This is a genomic window from Olleya sp. HaHaR_3_96, from assembly GCF_019278545.1.
Lineage (GTDB): Bacteria > Bacteroidota > Bacteroidia > Flavobacteriales > Flavobacteriaceae > Olleya.
Genome location: NZ_CP058987.1, coordinates 3,349,038 through 3,371,666, shown reverse-complemented (window position 1 = coordinate 3,371,666; position 22,629 = coordinate 3,349,038). Strand labels below are relative to the sequence as shown.

General features: G+C 32.9%; 13 protein-coding genes. 4 read left to right on the top strand and 9 right to left on the bottom strand.

The genetic code is table 11. The annotated features are described in order from the left end of the window. Positions 1-11: 11 nt before the first annotated feature. The 4 genes from H0I26_RS14795 to H0I26_RS14780 all read right to left on the bottom strand — a co-directional run bounded on the left by H0I26_RS14795 (position 12) and on the right by H0I26_RS14780 (position 6,068). Positions 12-656 (bottom strand): PolC-type DNA polymerase III, encoded by a 645-nt coding sequence (locus H0I26_RS14795; protein WP_218699771.1) that lies wholly within the window; start codon positions 654-656, stop codon positions 12-14. Continuing rightward, the gene (locus H0I26_RS14790; protein WP_218699770.1) at positions 656-2,557 is read right to left on the bottom strand and encodes a DUF294 nucleotidyltransferase-like domain-containing protein; all 1,902 of its coding nucleotides are present in this window, start codon (positions 2,555-2,557) and stop codon (positions 656-658) included. The genes H0I26_RS14795 and H0I26_RS14790 overlap by 1 nt, the downstream gene beginning before the upstream one ends. Positions 2,558-2,673: 116 nt before the next feature. After that, positions 2,674-4,482 carry a cytochrome-c peroxidase gene (locus H0I26_RS14785; RefSeq protein WP_218699769.1) on the bottom strand — a complete coding sequence of 603 codons (1,809 nt, stop codon included), beginning with the start codon at positions 4,480-4,482 and terminating at the stop codon, positions 2,674-2,676. Between the two features lie 74 nt (positions 4,483-4,556). Next, positions 4,557-6,068: a hypothetical protein gene (locus H0I26_RS14780; protein WP_218699768.1), complete on the bottom strand. Its 1,512-nt coding sequence runs from the start codon at positions 6,066-6,068 to the stop codon at positions 4,557-4,559. Between the two features lie 276 nt (positions 6,069-6,344). On the opposite strand from H0I26_RS14780, the gene H0I26_RS14775 reads away from it, so the two are divergent. Continuing rightward, on the top strand, positions 6,345-6,977 hold the full coding sequence (locus tag H0I26_RS14775) for a MarC family NAAT transporter (RefSeq protein WP_218699767.1): 633 nt from the start codon (positions 6,345-6,347) through the stop codon (positions 6,975-6,977). Between the two features lies 1 nt (position 6,978). Here the strand turns inward: H0I26_RS14775 and H0I26_RS14770 are convergent, their stop codons facing one another. Next, complete coding sequence (locus H0I26_RS14770) at positions 6,979-8,190, bottom strand: multidrug effflux MFS transporter (protein ID WP_218699766.1); 1,212 nt, start codon at positions 8,188-8,190, stop codon at positions 6,979-6,981. Positions 8,191-8,368: 178 nt separating this feature from the next. Here H0I26_RS14770 and H0I26_RS14765 point away from each other — a divergent pair, with 178 nt between their 5' ends. Together H0I26_RS14765 and H0I26_RS14760 are read left to right on the top strand one after the other, a co-directional pair. Beyond that, a complete protein-coding gene (locus tag H0I26_RS14765) occupies positions 8,369-11,275 on the top strand; it encodes a PEP/pyruvate-binding domain-containing protein (RefSeq protein WP_218699765.1) in 2,907 nt (968 codons plus the stop codon). Beyond that, positions 11,276-12,535 (top strand): serine hydrolase, encoded by a 1,260-nt coding sequence (locus tag H0I26_RS14760; RefSeq protein ID WP_218699764.1) that lies wholly within the window; start codon positions 11,276-11,278, stop codon positions 12,533-12,535. Here the strand turns inward: H0I26_RS14760 and H0I26_RS14755 are convergent. The 4 genes from H0I26_RS14755 to H0I26_RS14740 all read right to left on the bottom strand — a co-directional run bounded on the left by H0I26_RS14755 (position 12,525) and on the right by H0I26_RS14740 (position 20,490). Next, entirely contained in the window at positions 12,525-15,368 is a 2,844-nt protein-coding gene (locus H0I26_RS14755; RefSeq protein WP_218699763.1) for an Npt1/Npt2 family nucleotide transporter, read from the bottom strand. The two genes, H0I26_RS14760 and H0I26_RS14755, sit on opposite strands and share 11 nt — an antisense overlap. 95 nt (positions 15,369-15,463) lie before the next feature. After that, positions 15,464-16,363, bottom strand: a complete 900-nt coding sequence (locus H0I26_RS14750) for a serine hydrolase (RefSeq protein WP_218699762.1) — start codon at positions 16,361-16,363, stop codon at positions 15,464-15,466. A gap of 380 nt (positions 16,364-16,743) precedes the next feature. After that, positions 16,744-18,051 carry a hypothetical protein gene (locus H0I26_RS14745; protein ID WP_218699761.1) on the bottom strand — a complete coding sequence of 436 codons (1,308 nt, stop codon included), beginning with the start codon at positions 18,049-18,051 and terminating at the stop codon, positions 16,744-16,746. Between the two features lie 21 nt (positions 18,052-18,072). Beyond that, on the bottom strand, positions 18,073-20,490 hold the full coding sequence (locus H0I26_RS14740; RefSeq protein ID WP_218699760.1) for a TonB-dependent receptor: 2,418 nt from the start codon (positions 20,488-20,490) through the stop codon (positions 18,073-18,075). A gap of 210 nt (positions 20,491-20,700) precedes the next feature. Here H0I26_RS14740 and H0I26_RS14735 point away from each other — a divergent pair, with 210 nt between their 5' ends. Beyond that, positions 20,701-22,470 carry an ABC transporter ATP-binding protein gene (locus tag H0I26_RS14735; RefSeq protein ID WP_218699759.1) on the top strand — a complete coding sequence of 590 codons (1,770 nt, stop codon included), beginning with the start codon at positions 20,701-20,703 and terminating at the stop codon, positions 22,468-22,470. Positions 22,471-22,629: the final 159 nt, after the last annotated feature.

The following is a 22,629-nucleotide window of genomic DNA, read 5'->3' as shown; positions in this document are numbered from 1 at the left end:
GAAGGGAGGCGTTAATAATTTAAAAAATCTCGTAATTTCAATGCTCTATTTTTTTTAGCTTTGAGCAATGCAGATAGTTTTAAAAACAGTACAGCAGTTAAATACGCATCTCCAGAAGCAGTGTGACGATCGTGCATGACAATATTAAATGTGTTGCATAGTGTGTCTAAGCTATAGTGTTTTTGATTTTTGACGTATTTTGTTTTTTTGTAGAGTTGCCCTGTATCAATAACCTTGTTTTTTAACTTAGGTAAGTCCATTTGTTTTAATGCTTGGTTGATCATTGCCACATCAAAAGCAGCGTGATGTGCTACTATTACAGCATTTTTTATATAGTCCAAAAATTGAATGATAGCCTCACGTTGTTCTATCTTGATAATGGTTCCGCTTTTTAAAATCCCATGTATTTTGACAGTGTCGACATTAAACTGGCTTTGTATAAGATAACATTCAAAACTATCTGCGACATCTATAATTCCGTCTGTAATTGCAACGCAGCCAATAGATAGTATCTTATCTGTTTTTGTATTTAATCCAGTAGTTTCTGTGTCGAACACTACAAATCGAGTAGTTTGTAACGGGGTGGAATTGTACTTAAAGGTTTCCGCGTAAGCGTTATAAAATTCGGGATGTATTTTACGCTTAAACCAGCCCATTATAACATTTGAGAGAGTTTGTAACGTGTACTTAATAGCTCTTGAATGTCTTTGATAGGTTTAAAACAACCTTTAAGTTTTAGTTTATTGGATTTACTTAAGTTTTTTACATCTATGTAGCGTCCAGAGTCTTTGTTTTTTAAGCCTTGCTTGGTTCTAAAACGTAAAAGAATTCTGAAAGCATAGATACAAGACTCGTATAAATCTTTGTTTTGAGGTTCTAGCTCGACAAGTTTTTGATAGCGTGCAATGGTGCTATTAAACTCTTTGACATTATGAGAAAGGATTAACACACGGGCAGCATCTACAAGCGGCATAATGGCACGAAGTTTAATATCAAACTGATCTTTATGCTCTCCGGAGTCTTCGACTAGAAAATTTCGGAAGAAACTTAAAGGTGGCGGGTTTTTTAAAACATTTCGACCCATAAAATTCAAGAAAATACTATAATTATCAATCGCTTGAAAAATACTGTCAGACATTTGACTAACCAAATTAGGGTTTCCGTAAACAATATCATAGTCAAAAAAGATATTACATAACATCATTTTGTCTTCGTCAGGATGTGTAATCCAATTGGTAAATTGAGATTTCCAATCAGATACGGATAAGCACCATTTTGGATTGCTAGCCATCATATTTGCAGGACATAATTCAAAACCAACAATGGCTAATTTATCGTTAACAGATTTGGCTAATTTTAAAAAATAGGCTTTGGTTTTACTTTCTTCAATAATATCTTCATACACCAACGCATTGTCTTGATCTGTAAATAATAGTTGCTCTTTTCGACCTTGACTACCAATCGCTAACCATGCAAAAGATACAGGCGGTGCTTTATCAAACTCTGCAATAGACAAATGAATAACACGTTTGGTAATGGCGTCATTAATAGCAGATATAATCTTTGAAACAAAACTAATTGGCATACTTTGTTTAAGATAGCCTTTAAGTAAGTCTTGCGCCTTTTCTCTAATGTATTTTAAGGATTCTGCAGAGGTCGCACGTTTAATTTCTTTAATTAAAACGGAAGGATTGTTACCGTGGATAACAATTATATCATGTTCTGATAAGATGCCAATAAGGTCCGAGTTTGATGTGCCATCCGTAGTAATACATAAGTGAGAAATATCGTTTGTTAGCATTGCAATTTGTGCTTCTGCAACAGATATATTTTCAGGAAACGTCATCACTGGTTTAGACATTATAGTTTCCACTTGTTCTGAGATGGGATGTAAACCCGTAGCGACTTTATTACGCAGATCTTTATCCGTTATAATTCCAATTGGTAGTTTGTTTTCTGTAATAATTATGGAACCTACTTTATTTTGGCTCATAATTAATGAGGCCTCTTTTATACTTGTATTAATACCACAAACGATGGGGTTTTTAGAGTAGTTAACCGATTGCACTTCTGTAAAAGTAGAGGCTTCTGGTTTTAAAATGGCAACATTGGCAAATAAAGTCCCTTTGTCCTCATTACTATACGGATTACGGGTATTAGTTGCAAAACTTGCAATTATAAACTGATTGGCCTTTTTATTATTAATTATAATATCCTCCAATAATTTTGAAGATATACTGTATACAATACTCTCTTCAATGGCTTTTGCATCTAACAAATAATGATCTTTACGGATAAGTGCTCTTAGCCCAAAAATATCACCTTCATCACATTCGTCTACCAATTTATCTCCCCTAAAAACACCAATTGCACCATCTTTTACCACGTAAAAGGAGTCGTGTAAATCTTCGTTCTGTTTAAACAGAAACGTGTCTTTTTCCAGGTATAACACTTTGACTTCTGACGCAATAGCAAATAATTGCTCATGGTTTAAAGCATTAAAAGGAGGGAAGCCTTTAAGGAAATCTAAAATACGTTCGGCAATGGTGTTTTTCATAGTACTAAGTTATATAAAATAATATAATTTAATAAGCCAAACGTATTTTGATTTTATTTAAAAGAGGTTATTTATGAGATGATTTGTTTTTCAATAAAGTGAAGGTAATATATGTTTTAATACACTCCGGGATTATCTGTTAGTGTTTTCATGTAGGCGATAATGGCTTGTTGCTCGGTTTCTGTAAGGTCTAAATTATCAAAAGGAAGGGTTTGGTGTTCTAAATCGAAACCTAAACCTCCGCCACCGCCAAGGTTGTAAAAATTAAGAACTTCTTCTAAAGTTTGATAAACACCGTTATGCATATAGGGGCCGGTAATGTCGATATTTCTTAACGTTGGTGTTTTAAACATGCCTTTATGTAAGTCTTCTTTATATTTAAAGTAAAACCCTAAATCAGTATCATTCTCTTTATTATCGGCAGTTTTTGGAACACCAATGACTTCTTTTTCAGTGTCGTTATAAAAAGGCGGGACTGTTCCGTTTGTTAATGGCATAAAATGGCATGTGGCGCATAATGCTTTTCCCATAAACAGGTTATAACCTAGTGTTTCTTCTTCTGTGTAAGTATCGATTTCTCCTCTGATGTTTCTATCAAATTTAGAATCAAAACCGTTTAATGTAGAAATGTAAGAGGATAACGCTTTGATAACATTAGCATTGTTTTTTGGCACTTGTCCATACGCTTCTTTGAATAATTTCACATAAGTTGTGTCTTGTAAAATTGCTTCAGAAAATGTGTGAACATTAGTATTAAACTCCTTGTCATTTAAAAATACAGATGAGATTTGCTCAATCATAGTTTCTGATCGCCCATCCCAAAAAAAGCTTTTCTGAAAGGCGCTATTTATTAAGGTTGGCGTATTACGTTGTAATTTGTTACCATTATTATCTAAGTTAAGAATCATAGCGTCAGCATAACCTAAAGCAGGACTATGGCAGGTGACACAAGCCATACTGTTATTAGCAGAAAGTTGTGTGTCAAAAAATAATTTTTCGCCTAAAGCAATTTGTTTATCACTAGGATTTCTATTGGTAGTAGGTGTAAAATAGTTTAAGTTGAAGCTATTGCTTTCAAAAAAAGTAGGTGCCTCAAAATTAAAAGGTTCTGTGTTTGTAGGTTCCCAAATATTGGCAGTTTTACGGATTGCAACCCAATTACGAGTGATTGGATTTAGATAATTTCTAGTGAATGTAAACCGATCAAACGTATCAAAATTGGTGTTATTTTTTATATATAGAATGGCTTTAGCTATATTGTTTTTAAAGTCGTTATCTAAAGTTGAATCTTTTTTAACAACCAGAGGCCGAATAGTATTGTTATAAATAGTTTTTAAGCTATTTAGAGACACTGCGCTTTCCGAAAGTCCTAAATGGCTAACAGGTGTGTCAAAACCAGAAATACCCAAACTTACAATGCGTAATAACTGTTGATGCGTTGCAATAAAAAAACGCTGCGGTGTGAGCATTCTTTTTTCCATGTTTCCTTTTAATATTGAAAAGAGTCCTTTGGTAACGTAAATTTCTTGTTCGAAATCGATGATGGAGGTTTCTTGCTCATAGATACTTTCTTCTATTTTTTGGAGACCTATTGGTTTTAGTATTTTACCAGTATCTTCTTTGTAAACGGGTAATGCAGGACCATTGGCTCTATGGCCAACTTCAGGATTTAAATAGGAGGCAAACGGTTCTGCTTTTTTAAAAGCTTCGCGCGCTAGTATAAAATAATGCTTGGTATTTTTACCTGTAAGTCCTTCGATTTTTAAACTATCTAAATACTGAGAAGCGATATCTAAATTATCGATATAATAATTTTGAGCAACGTCCCAATGGATGGCGTCTATGGTTTCGGTTTTATCAGTTTTACAAGCAGAAAGACTTAATAATAAGGTAAGAATAATTATAAACGAATGGTATGATTTCATGTTAAGATTGTAATAAACAAAATGAATCTCCATTATAAAACGGAGATTCATTATTAATAATAAAAGACGAAGTCTTATCTAGGTAATCCTTGTAATAAAACGATTTGCCCACCTTGGTTGTGTGGTAAGTTTGTAGAAATAAATTCGTCGCTTTTCCAGTAGTGTGGTTGTAAGTTTAGGATAAAAGTGTCTGGCACACCCACTTTGTCAGAAATATCAATTAAAGCTCCAAATTCTCCAGATAATTCAGAACTTCCGTTAGGCTCTAAATTACTTTCGATTTTTAAATCTAAAACGGCAGTTGGATTATTTCCGTCTAAATCTGTTTGGTAGATTCTAGCGGCATGTCCTCTAGAAAACGAGTTTGGGTCTTCTTGGATATAAACATAATTTTCTGTTACACAAATGTTATCAGGACTTTGCAAGCTAGATAGGTTTCCGTCTTGATTATTAGTGTCCGTATTACCACTAATAACTTGTGTTAATTGACCTTGTAGTGGGTTAGTTGGGTCTAAGTTTAATTTGTAAACGGTTCCCCAATCGTTATAAGTTCCTGCTCCAGGACCTCTTCCAGTTACAGCAAAATAGACGTTTCTTCCATTGTCATCACTTCCTTTTTGATAATCAACATCTTCAACACGCATAAATTGAGAGGCAAATACGCCAGTACAAGCTGTTTCCATTTCTGTTTTAGTCATGGATGACCCATTTTCAATTTCGACAAATTCAACATCGTAAGTCGCTCCAAAATCTAAACTACTTTCGTTGTAAACAGTATTTGTAGTGACAGGTTGTACACCATTAGCGCCATCAGAAATTTCTTTTAAACGCAACACATATATTTTACCATTAGTTAAATCTGCATCACCATTTTCTGATAAGTACATGATGACTTGACCTTCAGATCCACTAGAATCGTCGTCTCCACCAATAATAACTGTTTTACCAGCAAAAGAATTTTGAGGTAATGGTACTGCATTTTCCCATGAGAATTCACCCAAAGCATCTAAACCAAAATCGGCAGTAGGTGTCGGTGTTTCTATCCAAGGATCGATTGCTTTAACATCGTAAGCAATACTTTCTGAAGCAGATAAAAAGATATCTTGAGTACCTCCATGTACAGCGGCTTCCCACATGGTACCAGAACATTGTCTTGCAAAGTCTGCAACACCCGCGTTTAATAACCACTCTCCTTTAATAGGCGTCATGTTTTCGTCAAATCTAATTCTAGAAACGCTGTAATCATCTTCTGCATTAACGATATAAATATATTCGTTACCGTCTTTTAGTAAACCAGCACCATCTTGTGCACCAACTAAACGGAATCCGTTTGGAAGAAAATCTGTAGAACTAATTAAAGAGTAAGCATTAACATTACTAAAGTTACTACTAATGTTTACTAAAGGTTCTAATGCTGATTTGTTAGTAAATAAGCCTTCTGGTGGTGTATAATCTTGTCCGTCAAGCCCGTCAGTAGCGTTTGTTCCATTTGTTCCGTCAAGTCCATCTTCGCCTTCACATCCTAAAAAGCCAAAAGCAAGACTTAGAATACATACTTGAATAAAACGTGGTTTAAATAATTTCATTTTAATTGATTGTTTTAATGGTTAAGTTTTAGCAAAACTACAGTCAATAAGCGAATTGTATGTTACCTTAAAATGAATGAATTTTTAAGAAAACTTTACGGTAGTGTTACTATGTAAATACTATGTTAAGTGTTTGTTTTAAGTATTTAACATCTTGTTTTTAAGCGCATTAGATGTCGTTTTTGTGTCCTTTTGTTCTTTACGTTTTAATTAAGATTAGTTAATCTTGTGGTAACTTTTGAACTTAATTAAATCACGGAATTTGCAGAAAAAACAATGGAGTTATTTTTAGTCGTATTTGGTGCTTTATTTTCGATAATGAATCCTTTAGGAACTGTACCTGTATTTGTAGGTTTAACAGAAGAGCTGACCAAAAAAGAACGGTCTGTTACTGCTTTTTGGACAGCGATAGATGTGTTAGTAATTTTAGTGCTTTCGTTTTTTGCTGGACAATATATTTTGTCTTTTTTTGGAATTAGTCTCAATGCTTTGAAGATAGCAGGAGGGCTGATAATTACCTCGTCTGGATTTGCTTTGTTAACAGGTAAGTTTAGAGAACATAAAGGGATGAAGCGCAAAAAAGTACAGGAAGATATACATACGCGTGATGCTATTAGTTTAACGCCATTGGCTATACCTATGTTAGCAGGACCAGGGACTATCTCCTTACTAATAACCTATAATCAAGAATTTGTTTTGACTTCTGAAATATTAATTATTGTAGGAGCAATTCTCTTGGCAACGGTGTCAATTTATATTATCTTAAAAAGTGCTCATTTTATAGTTCGATTTTTAGGTGCATCAGGTATTAATGCATTGTCTAGAATCATAGGGTTTATTGTAATAGCAATAGGTGTAGAGTATATTATATCTTCGGTTGTAGATATACTAACGTCTATAAAAGGATAATTTAAGCACGTGCTTTACGCTTTTTAGTCGATTTGATGTATGTAAATATTAAAAAAGACAACGTTCCAAAAACAGTAAAGCCAATAAATAAAGGTAAAGCAGTATCTTTTACAAAGCTACCAATAAAATTAGCAATGGGTACCGCCATTAGTGTTGACACAAATCCTGTAATGGCAGCTCCGATACCTGCAATATGACCAATAGGCTCCATTGCAATGGCTCTTAAATTCCCGAAAATAAAACCAATGGTAAAAAACTGAATAGCCATAAATAATAGTATCACCGTTAAAGAGGGGTTAGTGGGAGCATTCCAGAATAACAAGACATATAATAATGCATTGACACTAAAGACTATAATAGCTAAATAGGATAGGCGCCACATTCCTAAACGCATCACAAAGCTTCCGTTTAAAAAGGTTGATAAACCGACGCCACAAGCCAATCCTGCAAAGATGTATGGAAACTCATCTATTAAACCGTATTGGTTTTCAAAAATCACTTGAGAGGCACTTAAATAGACAATAAAAGCACCAGAGATAAATCCAGAAATAATAGTAAATCCGATGGTTTCTTTGTACTTTATTAATTCTCTGACACCATCAATAAATTCATATCTACTAAATTTTATTTTGTATTCAGGTTTAAGGGTTTCTGGTTGTCTTTTCCAAAACCAAATACTGACTATAAAAGCCATAACTAATTGGACATAAAAGATACCGGTCCAATTATAATGGTTTAATATAAATTTTCCCATTACTGGAGCAATAACAGGAACTAAAATGAAAAAAGTAGTTACAAAAGACATGATTTTTGCCATGTAATCACCTTTAAACATATCTCTAATAATCGCTATCGCAATAGTTCTTGGTGCTGCTAAACCTATCCCTTGTAAGATACGACCAGCTACCATCATTTCTAAACTATGCGAAAGCACACAGACAATACTACCTAAAGCAAATACAGTAAAACCGATGTATACGATTGGTTTTCGTCCAAAACTATCCGATAAAGGTCCAAATAATAATTGGCCAAAACCTAAACCTAAAAATATCATGGTAATCAGTAATTGATTATTACCAGTATCAAAACTATTAATCGAAATACCAATTGCTGACATAGCAGGCAAAATAGCATCTATTGCTAAAGCTACAATTGACATTAACGACGCCATTAATATGATAAATTCTAGTTTTACAGTCTGTTTTTCTTGCATGCTGCAAAAGTAGGTTAAAAAAGAATTATCCTTGATTTTATTAGTGTAAAATAGGTGTTAAATTAGGCACAAATAATTTGATTTTTATCAAACTTTTATAACAACTTTGCAAATCAATCTTATTAGTTATAAAAATTATATTACTATGTTGTATATTGTAATAAACCTTTGATTATCAATGAAAAATAATGTTCTATTTTGCTCGGTATTTTTGTTGTTTTTAACACAGATTACTGCGCAGCAAATTGCTCCAGAAAAGATAAAAGAGCAAATCAATATTTATAAGACTGATTTACGTGGTCCTTATAAAGATATCCGTTGGTTTTGTACGGATGGTAGTTTGCGTCAACCTAAAGATCCTTGTCCTGACAATATTGGACCAGGAAATCAACATGCGAGATATAAAGATGATGTTGAAAAATTAACAAAAAGTAATCATGTCTATTTAGGACAGATTTTAACTAACACAACAAATGACGCTTTTTTAGATATTGACAATGACAACTCAAGGTTAAAACAGTATCAAATCGATAAGTATTTAAGAGCTATTGATAATGGTTGGATTAATCAGAAAAGTCAATTTTATAGAGGCGCAATACAGTCGGAAGATGAGGAAGCATGGGGAATTGATTTCTACAAGTGGTTATTATCTAAGGATAAGTTAATTGTTGAAAACTACTTTTTAATCAGACAATCGTTAAAAGACATTCCGCATAGTGGTGATGATAACCTTGCACAATTAATGCGTAGTCAATCTAAAGTGTTATCTGATCTGTATCCTTCTTTTATGGATTTACGCGTTAAGATACATGCACAGCCAGAAAGTAATGATATTGATAAAGTAAGGGCTTTTAAAGTAAAGCATCTTGCTAAGCTTGGTGCGAGTCAAATTAAGGTTTTAGATGAATTATTGGCAACTATGACTACTTTTTTTAAACCTGTAGATTTGATGTCATTGCAAGTGAAGGCAAGTATATTAAAGTCAACAACGTTTGGTGAAACTTTTAAAAATTATGCCATTCAAAATAATCACTCTAATAATGCATCTGATTTAATTCAGAATACAGCGGAATTATTAACTACTCTAAGAGCGAATCTTCTTGAAGAAAAAAGGCCTCTTGCGCGTTTACAACTATTAGATATTTCTATTGTACTTGAAGATCTTATTTTTAAAAATGCACCACTATGGCAACCAGAAACAGTAGAACAGTTAGTTAGTAAGGTATGTTATTTAGGTATGGCAACAGCTGCAACTGGTTATATTGAACAACATGAATGGGACGCTTTAAATTTAACCCTGTCTGCTAACAAAACCAATGAAGCTAGTTTAGGCGAGTTAACGTCTGTTTTACAAAATGGAAGAAGTTTAGTAGAATGGAGCTCAGGGATGGTTAAAGCTAATTATCAAAATGAAGTAAATACGTATACTGCTTTTGAACCTTTAGCTTATGGTTTTATAGATGATAAAATTAGAGGCTCAATTGCTTTACATTTAGGTAAAGCGGTAGGAGAATTAGGTGACTTTATAGCTGAAGAATCAGCGTTGACTAATAAAGTGTTAAGCATACCAAACCAAAGTACAGTACGTGGTTTAAACCCAGGGTACGCTTTTGGAGAACTTGTCGTTGTTGCAGGATCACCAGATGCTATTGAGGTATCTTCAAATAAGATTTATATTTTCCAACGTCCACCAGCAGATTTAAAACCAATCGCTGGTATTGCAACGGTTTCAGAAGGGAACATGGTGTCTCATGTGCAATTATTAGCGCGTAATTTAGGGATTCCGAATGCAGCGTTATCGGATCAGAATTTAGATGATTTAAAGCCTTATAATGGGCAAAAGGTGTTTTACGCCGTGTCTAATAATGGAAATGTGATTATTAAGGCAGAAAAAGATATGTCTGCAGAAGAGCGTACCTTATTTACAAAAACAGAACGTAAAAGTGAGAAGATAGAAGTACCGGTAGAATCTATTATATTAAATGAATCTAAAGTGCTTAATTTACGTAATGTAAACGCTAGTAATTCTGGTAAGATTTGCGGACCAAAAGCCGCCAATTTAGGTCAGCTTAAACAAATGTTTCCAGAGCAAGTTGTGGAAGGATTAGTTATTCCGTTTGGGATATTTAGAGATCACATGAATCAGGATATGCCAGAACAAAATCAATCGTATTGGCAATTTTTAGAGGCTATGTTTAAAGAAGCAGCCGCAATGGAAACCAAAGGAATGGTAGAAAGCGAAATTGAGCATTATCAATTACGTCAATTAGAAACGTTAAGAGCAGCAATAAAAAAGATGCCATTAAAAGCTGATTTTATTGAGCAAATGGAAGCTGATTTTAAATCGGTTTTAGGACAAGATTTAGGGGCTATTCCTGTGTTTTTAAGAAGCGATACTAATATGGAAGACCTCAAAGAGTTTACGGGTGCTGGTTTAAATCTAACCCTATTTAATGTGGTTGACAAGGCTAAAATATTAGAAGGTATTAAAGATGTTTGGGCATCGCCGTACACAGAACGTAGTTTTAAATGGAGACAAAAATACTTATTGAATCCAGAAAATGTGTTTCCTTCAATATTGGTTATTCCGAGTGTAGATGTTGATTATTCAGGTGTTTTAATTACTAAAGGTTTAACTTCTGGTAATGATAACGACTTAACGATTGCTTTTAGTAGAGGTGCAGGAGGAGCAGTAGATGGGCAGTCTTCAGAAACATATTTATTAAAAGACGACGGTGGATTACAATTCTTAGCACCATCAAGAGAACGTTTTTACAATAGTTTGCCAATTACAGGAGGAACACTTAAAAAGGCCTCAACCTTTCAAAAACCAATCTTAAATGCGCAAAATATTAGCGATATTAAACAACTGGCTAAGACAATAAGAGCAACGATGTCTCAGACCACTAATTCTGATTATCAAGGGGCTTATGATGTGGAATTAGGGTTTAAGGATAATAAACTATGGTTGTTTCAAATTAGGCCATTTGTAGAAAATAAAAAAGCATTAAGTTCTACATACTTACAATCCATAACACCCATAGTTGATAACAATAAAGCCATAGCGCTTTCAAAAAAGATATAAATGAAAAAAATAATAATTGTTTTAGTCTTAGTACTAATCTGTTCGGCGTTTACAACCGCAACCTTTTATCCAATTGACGGGTATGAGCGTACAGGGATCAAACGTTTAAAGCGTTTAGAGTTAATTAAAAGTGGCGAAATTGTTGAAAAACAAACCTTACCAGAAGGTGCTTTTAAATCGTATTTAGATATTAAATTAAATCTAAAAGAAAAAACATCTGATAGTCTACATTGTTTTTTCAAGGAAAATGACGCTTTTCAAAAGGAAATCAGTAGCCTATTTAGAGGTTTGGATAAAAGTTATTCGTTAACCGTAATGGATATTACTAATTTAAGTGATATTAGATATGCGCATCGTAATGAAACCTCAGGATATCAGCCTGGAAGTGTTGGTAAATTAGCTGTTTTGGTAGGATTGTTTAATCAGTTGTCTAAAATTTATCCTGATGATTTTGATAAACGTATTCAATTATTAAAAACTAAGGTCGTTAAAGCTGGAGTTTGGGGATTAACGGATGAGCATACAATACCAATTTATAATATAGAAACTAAAAAATTAGTGAAACGTCAGGTGATTGCTAGTGATGCATTTACTTTATTTGAATGGGCAGATCATATGCTATCTGTAAGTAACAATGGAGCAGCAAGTATTGTTTGGCGCGAAGTATTGTTAATGCAAGCTTTTGGAGAGAAATACCCAGAGTTAACAGAGGAAGACGCGTTAACCTATTTTAAAACAACAGAGAAAAAAGTATTGACCGATCTAGGAAATGACGTCGTTAATTTACCATTACGTGATTTAGGGATTACTGCAGACGAATGGCGTTTGGGTAGTTTTTTTACTAGAGGTGCAAATACCTATGTTGGAGATAAAGGCGGAAGTATAGGAACACCTTTTGGTGTCATGAAATTTTTAGTACAACTAGAACAAGGTAATGTAATTGATGCTGAGTCTAGTTTAGAGATGAAACGCTTGATGTACATGACGGACAGACGTATTAGATATGCACAAGCACCGGCTTTAAAAGAGGCAGCAGTCTATTTTAAATCAGGTAGTTTATATAAATGTGATAGAAGTAATGGACAGGTTTGCGGAAAATACATGGGGAATGTTCAAAATTTCATGAACTCTGTTGCAATTGTAGAGCATCCAGACAAGACGACTTATATGGTTGTTTTGATGACTAATGTCTTACGTAAAAACTCGGCAACAGATCACATGAACTTAGCAGCCAATATTGATAAGTTAATTAAGAAATAAGACGTAATAAGTTTTCAGTTTGTGTCCTGATTTTTGTATTGGTTTCATTAATTAAAACCAGTTCTAAAAGGGGTTTATAATTTGCAGTATTAGACTTTTCAATAAGGTATAGTACTGCAAATTTTAGTTTAATATCTTTTCGTTTTAGTAGTTCATTATAACATTCCAACTCACTTAAAACCTTTAAATTAAGTTTCTTTATTTTTTCTTCAGAATTAGAATCTAATAACATTGATTCTGCAACCGGAATTAGTTCTTTTTTAAGCTGACTGTTTAAAATATTATCTAAAAACTCAATAGCATGCAGGCGTTGTTCTTCTTGACCGTGTATCATCGTATTAAATATAGGATCAACATCGGTTGGTGGATATTTAATTCCTAAAAATCTAAAGATACGCTGTAGCTGTCGGTCTAAACGCTGCTCTAAAAGGTGTATAAGTCCATTTCTAGCTTCGGTTTCGTCTTTAGACTCAGAGGCTCCAGATTTCTTTTTATACTGTAGTACAATTTGAGTATGAATAACAGCTAAGGTGTTTTGATACAATTGGCATTCGTCTAAAATTTTATCGACTATAAAACGGTCCTTGATTTTTAAGTGTGGATATTTCCATTTTAAACGTTTTAAAGCTTCAATTGCCTCGATTTTAACTGCGTGTTCTGTGTCGTTAGTTAGAAGGATTAACGTGTTTATTGCTTTTTGAGATTTAAATTTTTCGATAACTAAAATAACATATGCCGCATCTTCAAAATCAATAGTTTCTTTTATAACCTTTTGGTAGAGTACATCTATAACAGGTTCTTTATAAAAAAACAAAGCATCTACAGCTGTTTGTCGCGTTTCTTTTACTGATAAATGCGAAATAATAACGTCAATAAACTCTGAATCTAACGTCTTGGCAGCACTAGTTATTGCTGTTTTTAAAATCTCTAAATCTTTAGATAATAGTTGTGTTTTAAGCACATTGTAATATGTGATTATTTTAGCATTACCTATACTTTCTAGAATAGCTGTAATCTTATTGGTTTTTAAATCTTGATCGGTTAACTCTAGATATTTGTTTAAAGCAGCATCTATTTTTGAGTCTAAATTAAAACGATTTTGGAGTAATTGATTATGACTAGATTCTAAAGATAATCCTACTAAAGCAGCATTCGCAATAGTGTTATCGTTACTATTGATGTATTTTTCAAATAAAACAATAGTATTTTGTTTGTAGTTTTTTAATAAATATCTAAACGCAGAAGTTGTTACATTTTGATCTTTATCATAAACCATAGTTTCAATTTGAGACGATAGATTTTCCGTTTTTAGAAAATATAAATTATCTATAGCTAAAGTTTTTACTCTTGGTGATTCATGATTCAAAAGATTTTTAATACTATAAAAAAAACGTTCGTCTTTTACGTCCAACGTTCTTTCTAACATATTAATAATTTGGTTTTCTTTTCCTGTGTTTAAAACTCTTAAAACGCTATCTATAATTGACGTTACTTTAATAACCTCTTTATGATGCTTATCTTTTTTAATTCCAGAATTATCAAGTAAATCTTTAAAAGCAATGATGTATTCTTTTCTAAGGAAATAAATTAAAACCAACCAAACAGCGATTAATACGATAATAATTACACTGATGTAAGTAGAAGAAATATTTAAACCGTTTATAAAAAATATTAGAATAAAACCAGCAAGTCCTGTAGCGATACTATCTACAACAACATCTGTAAAGGTTTTTGTTTTCTTTTTAATTTCTATCGGAATAGGAATCGATAACAACTCTGTAGATGCTTTATTCACGGATTGTTTTAAACTACCATCAACAATTTTAATAAATACAATTACCCATAATTGTGGTAGTAATAGCAGTATGATCGAACCAATTAAAATCCCGGTTGGAAGCCATAATAAAGCTTTTCCAACCCCAAAAGTACCAACGATACGCTTGGTTAAGAAGAGTTGTACTAATAATGAAATAACACTTAAGGTAGAAAACCAAAACCCAAAAAAGGAGGTCAATTCATCTTGGTTATCAATAAGTCTTGACGCGTAGTCGCTATATTGATAGTCTACTAATTTGGCAACAAGCACGCTTAAACCTATAACTAAAGCGATAAGACTCAGTAATTTTGATTGTTTTATTAGTTTTAAAGGTGATTCTCCTTTAGCGTTACTTTTTAAAGTCAGCTGAAAGGTATTCAATTTTGCGATTTCTGTTTTCCATATATATCGCGTAATAAACACGCATACAGAAAGGAGCAGAGCTGCGATAAACAATAAGTTTACAGAATCAATAAAAGTAGTTAGCACAGATGTTAAATAACCACCAAAAATACCTCCGCCAATTGCACCAGCGCCAATAAATCCGAAGACACGTTTGGCTTCTCTAATATTGTAAACTAAATTAGCTAGAATCCAAAATTGGGAGGCTGTAAGTAGACCAAAAATAGCAATCCAGATGTAGGGGATGTATAATAAAAAACCAGTAATTAAGTTGAAATTTAAACCAAGCCCAAAGAGTATTAAAGAGAGGACAGAACCGATAATGGTTTTGTCAATTATAATATTTAACGGGTATTTCTCTAAGGCTTTATCATAAAAGTAAGAGCCTATAATAGCCATTATAGCAGTCAATACATACCCTAACGGTAGTGCATCCGATGTTAATTCTGATAAAAACAACGAATTAATTGTAGGTTTTACAATTAATAACGTCGTGATAATTATAAAAATATTTAATTGTAATAGAAGCGTTTTTTTTAGCTCTTCTTCCTTTAAATCAAATGCTTTTAAGAGTATGTTTTTTATAGGTTTTAATACCGAATATGTTAAGTCCAATGTTTTGTGTCTAAAACGTAATGATTAATAGTTTACGAATATAAGGTATAAACTATCTTTTTTATTTATTGAAAATAATAAATAAGGTCATTAAATTAATTAGCTCTTAAGACTTTCTCTACTGGTTTTATCAAGTCTCTGATAATTTGTTCTCCTGATGAATCTTCTATTAAAGCAACTAAAATATAACGCCTGTTAGTATCTTTTCCCCAAACTAATACCGAGTCTGAATGGTAGTTTTTCCAAGAGCCAGATTTTCTGAAGATTCTAGCGTCAGGTGCAATTTTATCAAGTGTATTTACAAATTTATGGTGTAATGCTGTATTTTCCATAATATCTAGCATTTGTTTAGAGCGCTTTTGATTAACCAATTTGCCATTCGCTAATAGGTAATAATATCTACACACTTGAGTAACAGTAGCCGCATGACTTAGGTTTTTTAAAGGTTCTCTGTTGGTGTTTCCGCCACCGCCGTAGCGCTTTCCAACCCAAAGACCACCACCAAAATTCTCGTCGTAAAATTTATATTTTTTACTCCTCATAACCGATTCAATCTTTTCATATCCAACACGGTCAATCATTCTTGTTGTTGCTGCATTATTAGATTTGCTAATCATAAGACGCATATCTTTTTTAATGTCCGGAGTTTCAATTAATTCTTTTTTATCAATCGCATCCATGGCAGCTAACAATACTGCAATTTTAGGTAAACTTGCAGCATACATCATGTTGTTACCATTAAGTCTTGCAAATTTCACATTATTGGTATCTCTAAGATCAACTAAACCAATCGACATTTTTTTCTGATTGACTAGTTTTTTCCAAAGCGGATTTTTATTAATCTCCGATTCCAGTGTTTTTTGAAGATCACTATCTACTAAAGAGGTTAGCATTGCAATTTTACTATCACTAGTTAGCAATGGAAGCTCGTTTTGAGCAAAACTATGGGTTACAAATAAAGTAACCAAAGCAATAAAAACAAGATGTTTTTTCATTAAAAGAAATGGGTTAAATATATTATGGCAAATGTATGTAAATAACTAGTTATTAAAGTGTTAAAATTTCATTTTTCAGAAAAATAATATTATGAGCAAATATGATGGTTTTAGTGATTGTTACACTAAATTTTAGTTAATATTTTAGTTTAGGATTGTAAGACATAACTAATAATTTAAAAAGTGTTTAGTAACAGTAATAATCCATTAGTTAGGCCACGATATTTTTATGAATTTGTTTTAAAAGGACTCCATAAGTTTTAATTTTTTGAACGTAAATACATGATCACAGGCGATTGTTAGTGCAAGTTCTAATTAAAAAAGCCAGAACAAATTATTGTTTTGGCTTTTTTAGTTATTAAATATAGTATGTTCTAGATTTAGAATAGACCAATATAAGAAGCGTCTGTTGTTCCTGTTTGTAAAGTTGCTCCAGTTGTAAATCCATCAGCACTTGTAGAGCTAGGATCAAAAATATAAACTTTACCTTCACCACCTAAAGAGGCTAGTGCCATATATAGTTTACCATCAATTACACTTGCCCATTGGTATTGACGTAACCATAAATCTAGAGGGACATTCATTTTAACTGCTGTTTTGTTATACACATCAACACGAACAACATCCCAATTAGAACTTGCATTATCTCCTAAATCTGTATTTAAAACAGGGACATAACCAATACCGTTACCTACATAAAACCAGCCAGTATTAGCTTCGGCATTATGACCTAACAGTGATTTTATATTAAAGCTACCGTAAGCGGTATCATATGCGCCATTACTAATTTTCATAATAGAAGCATCACCATTTGTAATTAATTGGTAAGTATCACCATTTTCATCTTTATGAGCTACAGGAGTTCTGTAACCATTAGTTGAGCCTTGTGCTAATGTAGAAGTTATAGTTGTTTCGTTGTCTAATGAAGGATAATCTACAACTAGAGTTTCGACGTTATCATAGACCATAGTCCCATTTTCTCCAGTTAAAGCATCATAAAAACGTTTTGCAACACCATAATACATTTTACCATTAGTAATTACAGGTGCATCTATACGAAAAGTATGTATACCTTCGGAAGATTCATCTTCGTTGTAAGGAAAATCAAAAGAGTTATTTTCTAAAATAGTCATCGTATTTAAGTCTACACGGGCTAGGGTTACAGTTGCTTCAGTTCTTAAGTAAGCTGAAGTTTCATCGGTAGGGTCTTCATAAATGTTTTCAGTAGTTACATTATGTAACATCGCGTAGTTATCATCAATTTTTGTCCAACGTGGATATAATGTTCCCATTACTGCTTGAACATCTGTTGTTAATTGTAAATTATAGGTTTGTCCACTGATATAATCATATTTTGCGATATCACCACCACCATAATTTAAGTTGTATACCGTTTCTCCATCATTAGACGTATACACTCTTGCTGTACGAGTTGATGGTATTTCACGTCCAAAACCACTAAAGGTAAACGTTTTATTTGGATCATTAAGTTCTTCTAAAGAAGCGCCTTGTACGTATGTTTCAGACTCTCCTGTTGGACTAGAACCTATTACTAAATGATATGGTCTATAAGACGTTTCTGATCGTGTATCTGTCGTTGGTGTATCATCATCGCTGCAAGAAAACAATGCTAAGGATAAAGAAACTAAACAAGTAATGTTTAATAAAGGTTTAAATTTGAAATTCATAAGTTTTAAATTAAAATTGGGTTATAAAATTGTAAAGGAAAGTTTGCCATAAAAGCCTCTTCCGGGTTTTTGAAGCGCGTAATTATCGAATAATTGATTATTTAGTATGTTTTTTATATCAAAACTAAAGGTGACTTTATTCTTCGGGAAAGTATATGCAAAACCTGTATCTAAAGACACTTGATTAGGTATTACTGTTTTTCCTGAACCACCAAGTACGCTACTATGTCTAAAAAAATCGTGTACATATAATAAATTGGTATAACTAGATAAGCTCGATCCTTTCTGTATAAAGTCCTTGGCCTTATATTTTAAGTTGTAATTCATTGTAAAATAAGGCGTATTGGCTAGTCTTTCGTATGTTGGCGTAATTGGGTTTCCATTAGTATCATACGTTACATTGTAATCTCTAGCGTTAAAATAAGAGGTGTTTGCGCTAAAAAATATTTTCTCATTATAATTATAGTCTAAAGTAAAATCGAAACCTTCTGTGTAAATTTTACCAATATTAGAATTTTCATAAAACTCTTCATTACTTCCTGTAGGGAATTGCATAATCAAATCTTCTGTATCTCTAATAAATAGATTAGAGGTTATTCCAAAAGTATGCTTGTTAAACGTTATGTTTTCGTACGTAAAACCAAGATTGTAATTCTTACTGTGTTCTGGTTTTAAATTAATAGAAGGATTTAAATTAGCAGAAACATTACCAAAGACTTCGTTTGCTTCTGGTAAACGGATTGCTTTTTCTGCAGAACCAAATACAGTGATTTTAGGAGATAAGGAATATGAGATTGTGGCTCCAAATCCAAAATCGTTAGAGGTAATATTATTTTCGTCAATAAAAATAGTTGAAGTAGACGTATTAGAACTTCTTGTACGTAACCTTGAAGTTCTATCCATAGTATAAAACTTACCAAAAATGGAGGTTCTTAGTTTTTCATCAAACGCTTTGTTTTCGAAAGAAAGTGTTACAATCGATTTCAAATATTCGCGGTCTTCTTTTAAAGCGTTTTCGGCAGCAGGCAGCATTGGATCATCAGAATCTCTGGTAAATGTATTTAATAGATGATTTAACTGAATAGTATTATTATCATCAACGTGATAGGCTAAATTAACACGTGTATTAATTGTTTGATCAATATCCTGTTGTAATGTTGGATCTCCCGCTTCTGCTCCTGTAGCCCATACATCGGGAGTGTTAAAATAGCTTGTAGGATAGCCTAGCCAGCTGTATTGTGTGGCAATAGTATCTATGGTTTTTCTGTTTAAGCGCGAATATGAAGCAAAAGCATTTGCATCTACATTTTTTATAATATTTTTTTTAGCATAATCTAGGCTATACATATTGGTGTTTTGTTCTGTAAATCTATTGCCATAAACACTTTCCATCGTTGCACCTGTTTGAATTTGTTGGTCCATGTTAGATAATAAAACACCAGCTATAAGTTTATCTGCCCAGTCTACACGAGTAAATCCAAATTCAGCTTTTCCTCCTTGCGATCTATAGCGATCATGAAAACGTTTAGCATGTATAAAAACATCAGGTTCTCCTGCAGCTAGTGTAACCGCAACTTGATCACCCCAAACTTCGTAATCGTTATCTGCATAGTTTATAAAAGCAGAGCCTCTAGCGGTAAAACCACTCTTGTTGTTTCTGTAACCTCCATTAATATCTGCTCTATAAGTTCCAAAAGAGCCTGCAGATATTGACGCTTTTAATTCGTTTTTGGTAATGTCGTTTAAAACGATGTTTATGGCACCACCCATAGCATCATCTGACAAATGAGGAGGGACCACACCTTTATAAACCTCAATACGTTTTATTAATGAAGGCGGTATACTATTTAAAGAAAATGAAGGCCCAAAATTTCTAATAGGAACGCCATCAATAAATATTTTAACAGAATTACCCGACATGCCATTTAAGTTATAATGCGCATGTGATCCTAAACCACCAGATTGACGGACTCTTACACCCGCGGATTGATCTAATAATTCATTAACCTGAATGGATTGTATGGCCGCTTCCTTTATTTCGATAACATTTACAGCAAACCCTTTTTCTATAATTTTTTGCTGTACCGTTTTAGATTTTAAAAAGACTTCATCTAGTGCTTGAAATTCTGCTGCTTGCAAAATAACTTTGATGTCTTGCTCTTTTGAATTTAACGTAACAGTAATCGTTTTTGGGGATGCATCTAGAGAAAGAAACAGGACAGTATATTTACCTAAAGGAAGATTTTTAAAACTAAAGGCGCCATTAATATTTGAAGTCGTTTCTTTTTCAATACCATTTCCTTTTAAGGATATATAGGCACCTACAACAGGTTCCTTAGTGTTTAAATTTACTTTGCCATAAAAATTACTATTCTGACTAATGGCCGAAGTCGTAAAAATTAATAATAGATAAATAGGAAGTTTTTGGAATGTAAACACAATATTTTTTTTACAAAAATATGCTTATTTATATTTAATCCAAATAAAAATAAGAGATTTTTTAAGACTTTTAAAAAGCGAATGCTTAGTCTCTTTTGAATCAAACAAATGAGTAGAGAAGTACTTTATATTCCGTTGTAATAAAACATTTATTTTTTGAAATCATATAAAATACATTTCAGTCTTATATTTGCTACATAAAATAAACAGATGCAACATTTAAAAACGTCAGATACAAAACACAAGAAGAAACCAAAAGTAACTATGGCTAAGGCATTTAAAACTATTATTTGGCCAAGACGTCAGCTTGTTTTTTTAGGCTTAGTTTTAATTGTAATACGAAGTTTATCGGGTTTAATTTTACCTTGGCAAAGTAAAGTATTGTTAGATGAAGTTGTACCTAATAAAGATACCAATCAATTATATACATTAATTGGTATTGTTTTAGTTGCCATTTTTGTGCAAGCTGTTACTTCTTTTGCGTTAACAAGAATTTTAAGTGTTCAAGCGCAGTATTTAATTAGCGAATTACGTGCTCAAGTACAAAAGAAAGTCTTGTCATTACCTATTAGTTTTTTCGATAACACAAAATCGGGTGCTTTAGTGTCTAGAATAATGAGTGATGTCGAAGGTGTAAGAAATCTTATTGGAACAGGGTTAGTACAATTAGTTGGCGGTACATTTACAGCCATCGTGTCTTTAATAATATTAATAAAATTAAATGCTTGGATGACTCTTTTTGTGTTTGTTCCATTATCTGTTTTTGCAATTATAGCGTTGAAAGCCTTTAAATATATTCGTCCAATATTTAGAGCCAGAGGAAAAATTAATGCTGAGGTAAAAGGTAGGCTTACCGAAACTTTAGCTGGTGTTCGTGTTATTAAAGCGTTTAATGCTGAAGAGCAAGAGAATAAAATTTTCGAAAAAGGAGTAGATAAATTATTTCAGAATGTAAAAAAGAGTTTAACAGCAACTGCAATAATGACGAGTTCTTCAACTTTTTTAATAGGAGTTGCAACGACGGGAATCATGGGGATTGGTGGGTATTATATGATTTTAGGAGAAATGACGACAGGGCAGTTTTTGTTTTTCACCTTAGTGCTTGGTTTTATGATTGCGCCAATAGTGCAAATGAGTAATATTGGAAGCCAGTTAACCGAAGCCTTAGCAGGCTTAGATAGAACAGAAGAGCTTATGAATATGGCTGCAGAAGAAGATGATGAAAACCGTACTATTGAGCTTGAGAATTTTAAAGGTGAAATAGAGTTTAATAATGTGTCATTCGAGTATGAGGAAGGAAAGCCTGTATTACATAATATCGATTTTAAAGCCGCATCGGGTTCTGTAATTGCATTGGTTGGTAGTTCTGGTTCTGGAAAATCTACTATTGCAGGCTTGTCCGCTACATTTTTAAACCCGAAAGAAGGGCAAATAACAATTGATGGTGAAGATTTATCCAAAGTAAAATTAAATAGCTTTAGACGACATTTAGGTGTTGTATTACAAGACGAATTTTTGTTTGAAGGTACTATTCGTGAGAATATTATGTTTCCAAGACCAAACGCTACAGAAGCGCAATTAGATGCAGCGGTTAAGGCTGCTTATGTAAATGAATTTACAGATCGTTTTGATAATGGTTTAGAAACTTTAATTGGTGAAAGAGGCGTGAAGCTGTCTGGAGGACAAAGACAACGTATCGCAATTGCTAGAGCGATTTTAGCAGATCCTAAAATTATTATTTTAGATGAAGCCACTTCAAACTTGGATACAGAAAGTGAAGCTTTAATACAAAAAAGTTTGGCTCAGTTGACTAAAAACAGAACTACTATAGTTATTGCGCACAGATTAAGTACTATAAGAAAGGCAGATCAGATTTTAGTTATTGAAGCCGGTAAAATAGCAGAACGAGGGAATCATGATGAGCTAATTGCTTCGGAAGGAAGGTATTTTGATCTATATACGTATCAAGCAAAAATATAGCCAGAAAACAGTGCTTTAAGATTTTATTATATTTAGTACTATTTGATATACTATTTATTTGTCTAAAAAAAAGTACACATATCTAATCGGGACCTTCGATTTTATGTGTACTTTTTAGAATTATGAACGACAACATAGTTGCAATATAAGTTACGTTTA

What these genes read in the sequence shown, in the direction of transcription:
- H0I26_RS14760 (WP_218699764.1), top strand. Translation starts at nt 11,276, where the DNA reads ATGAAAAAAATAATAATTGTTTTAGTCTTAGTACTAATCTGTTCGGCG.
- H0I26_RS14795 (WP_218699771.1), bottom strand. Translation starts at nt 656, where the DNA reads ATGGGCTGGTTTAAGCGTAAAATACATCCCGAATTTTATAACGCTTAC.
- H0I26_RS14735 (WP_218699759.1), top strand. Translation starts at nt 20,701, where the DNA reads ATGCAACATTTAAAAACGTCAGATACAAAACACAAGAAGAAACCAAAA.
- H0I26_RS14775 (WP_218699767.1), top strand. Translation starts at nt 6,345, where the DNA reads ATGGAGTTATTTTTAGTCGTATTTGGTGCTTTATTTTCGATAATGAAT.
- H0I26_RS14745 (WP_218699761.1), bottom strand. Translation starts at nt 18,051, where the DNA reads ATGAATTTCAAATTTAAACCTTTATTAAACATTACTTGTTTAGTTTCT.
- H0I26_RS14780 (WP_218699768.1), bottom strand. Translation starts at nt 6,068, where the DNA reads ATGAAATTATTTAAACCACGTTTTATTCAAGTATGTATTCTAAGTCTT.
- H0I26_RS14770 (WP_218699766.1), bottom strand. Translation starts at nt 8,190, where the DNA reads ATGCAAGAAAAACAGACTGTAAAACTAGAATTTATCATATTAATGGCG.
- H0I26_RS14750 (WP_218699762.1), bottom strand. Translation starts at nt 16,363, where the DNA reads ATGAAAAAACATCTTGTTTTTATTGCTTTGGTTACTTTATTTGTAACC.
- H0I26_RS14785 (WP_218699769.1), bottom strand. Translation starts at nt 4,482, where the DNA reads ATGAAATCATACCATTCGTTTATAATTATTCTTACCTTATTATTAAGT.
- H0I26_RS14790 (WP_218699770.1), bottom strand. Translation starts at nt 2,557, where the DNA reads ATGAAAAACACCATTGCCGAACGTATTTTAGATTTCCTTAAAGGCTTC.
- H0I26_RS14765 (WP_218699765.1), top strand. Translation starts at nt 8,369, where the DNA reads ATGAAAAATAATGTTCTATTTTGCTCGGTATTTTTGTTGTTTTTAACA.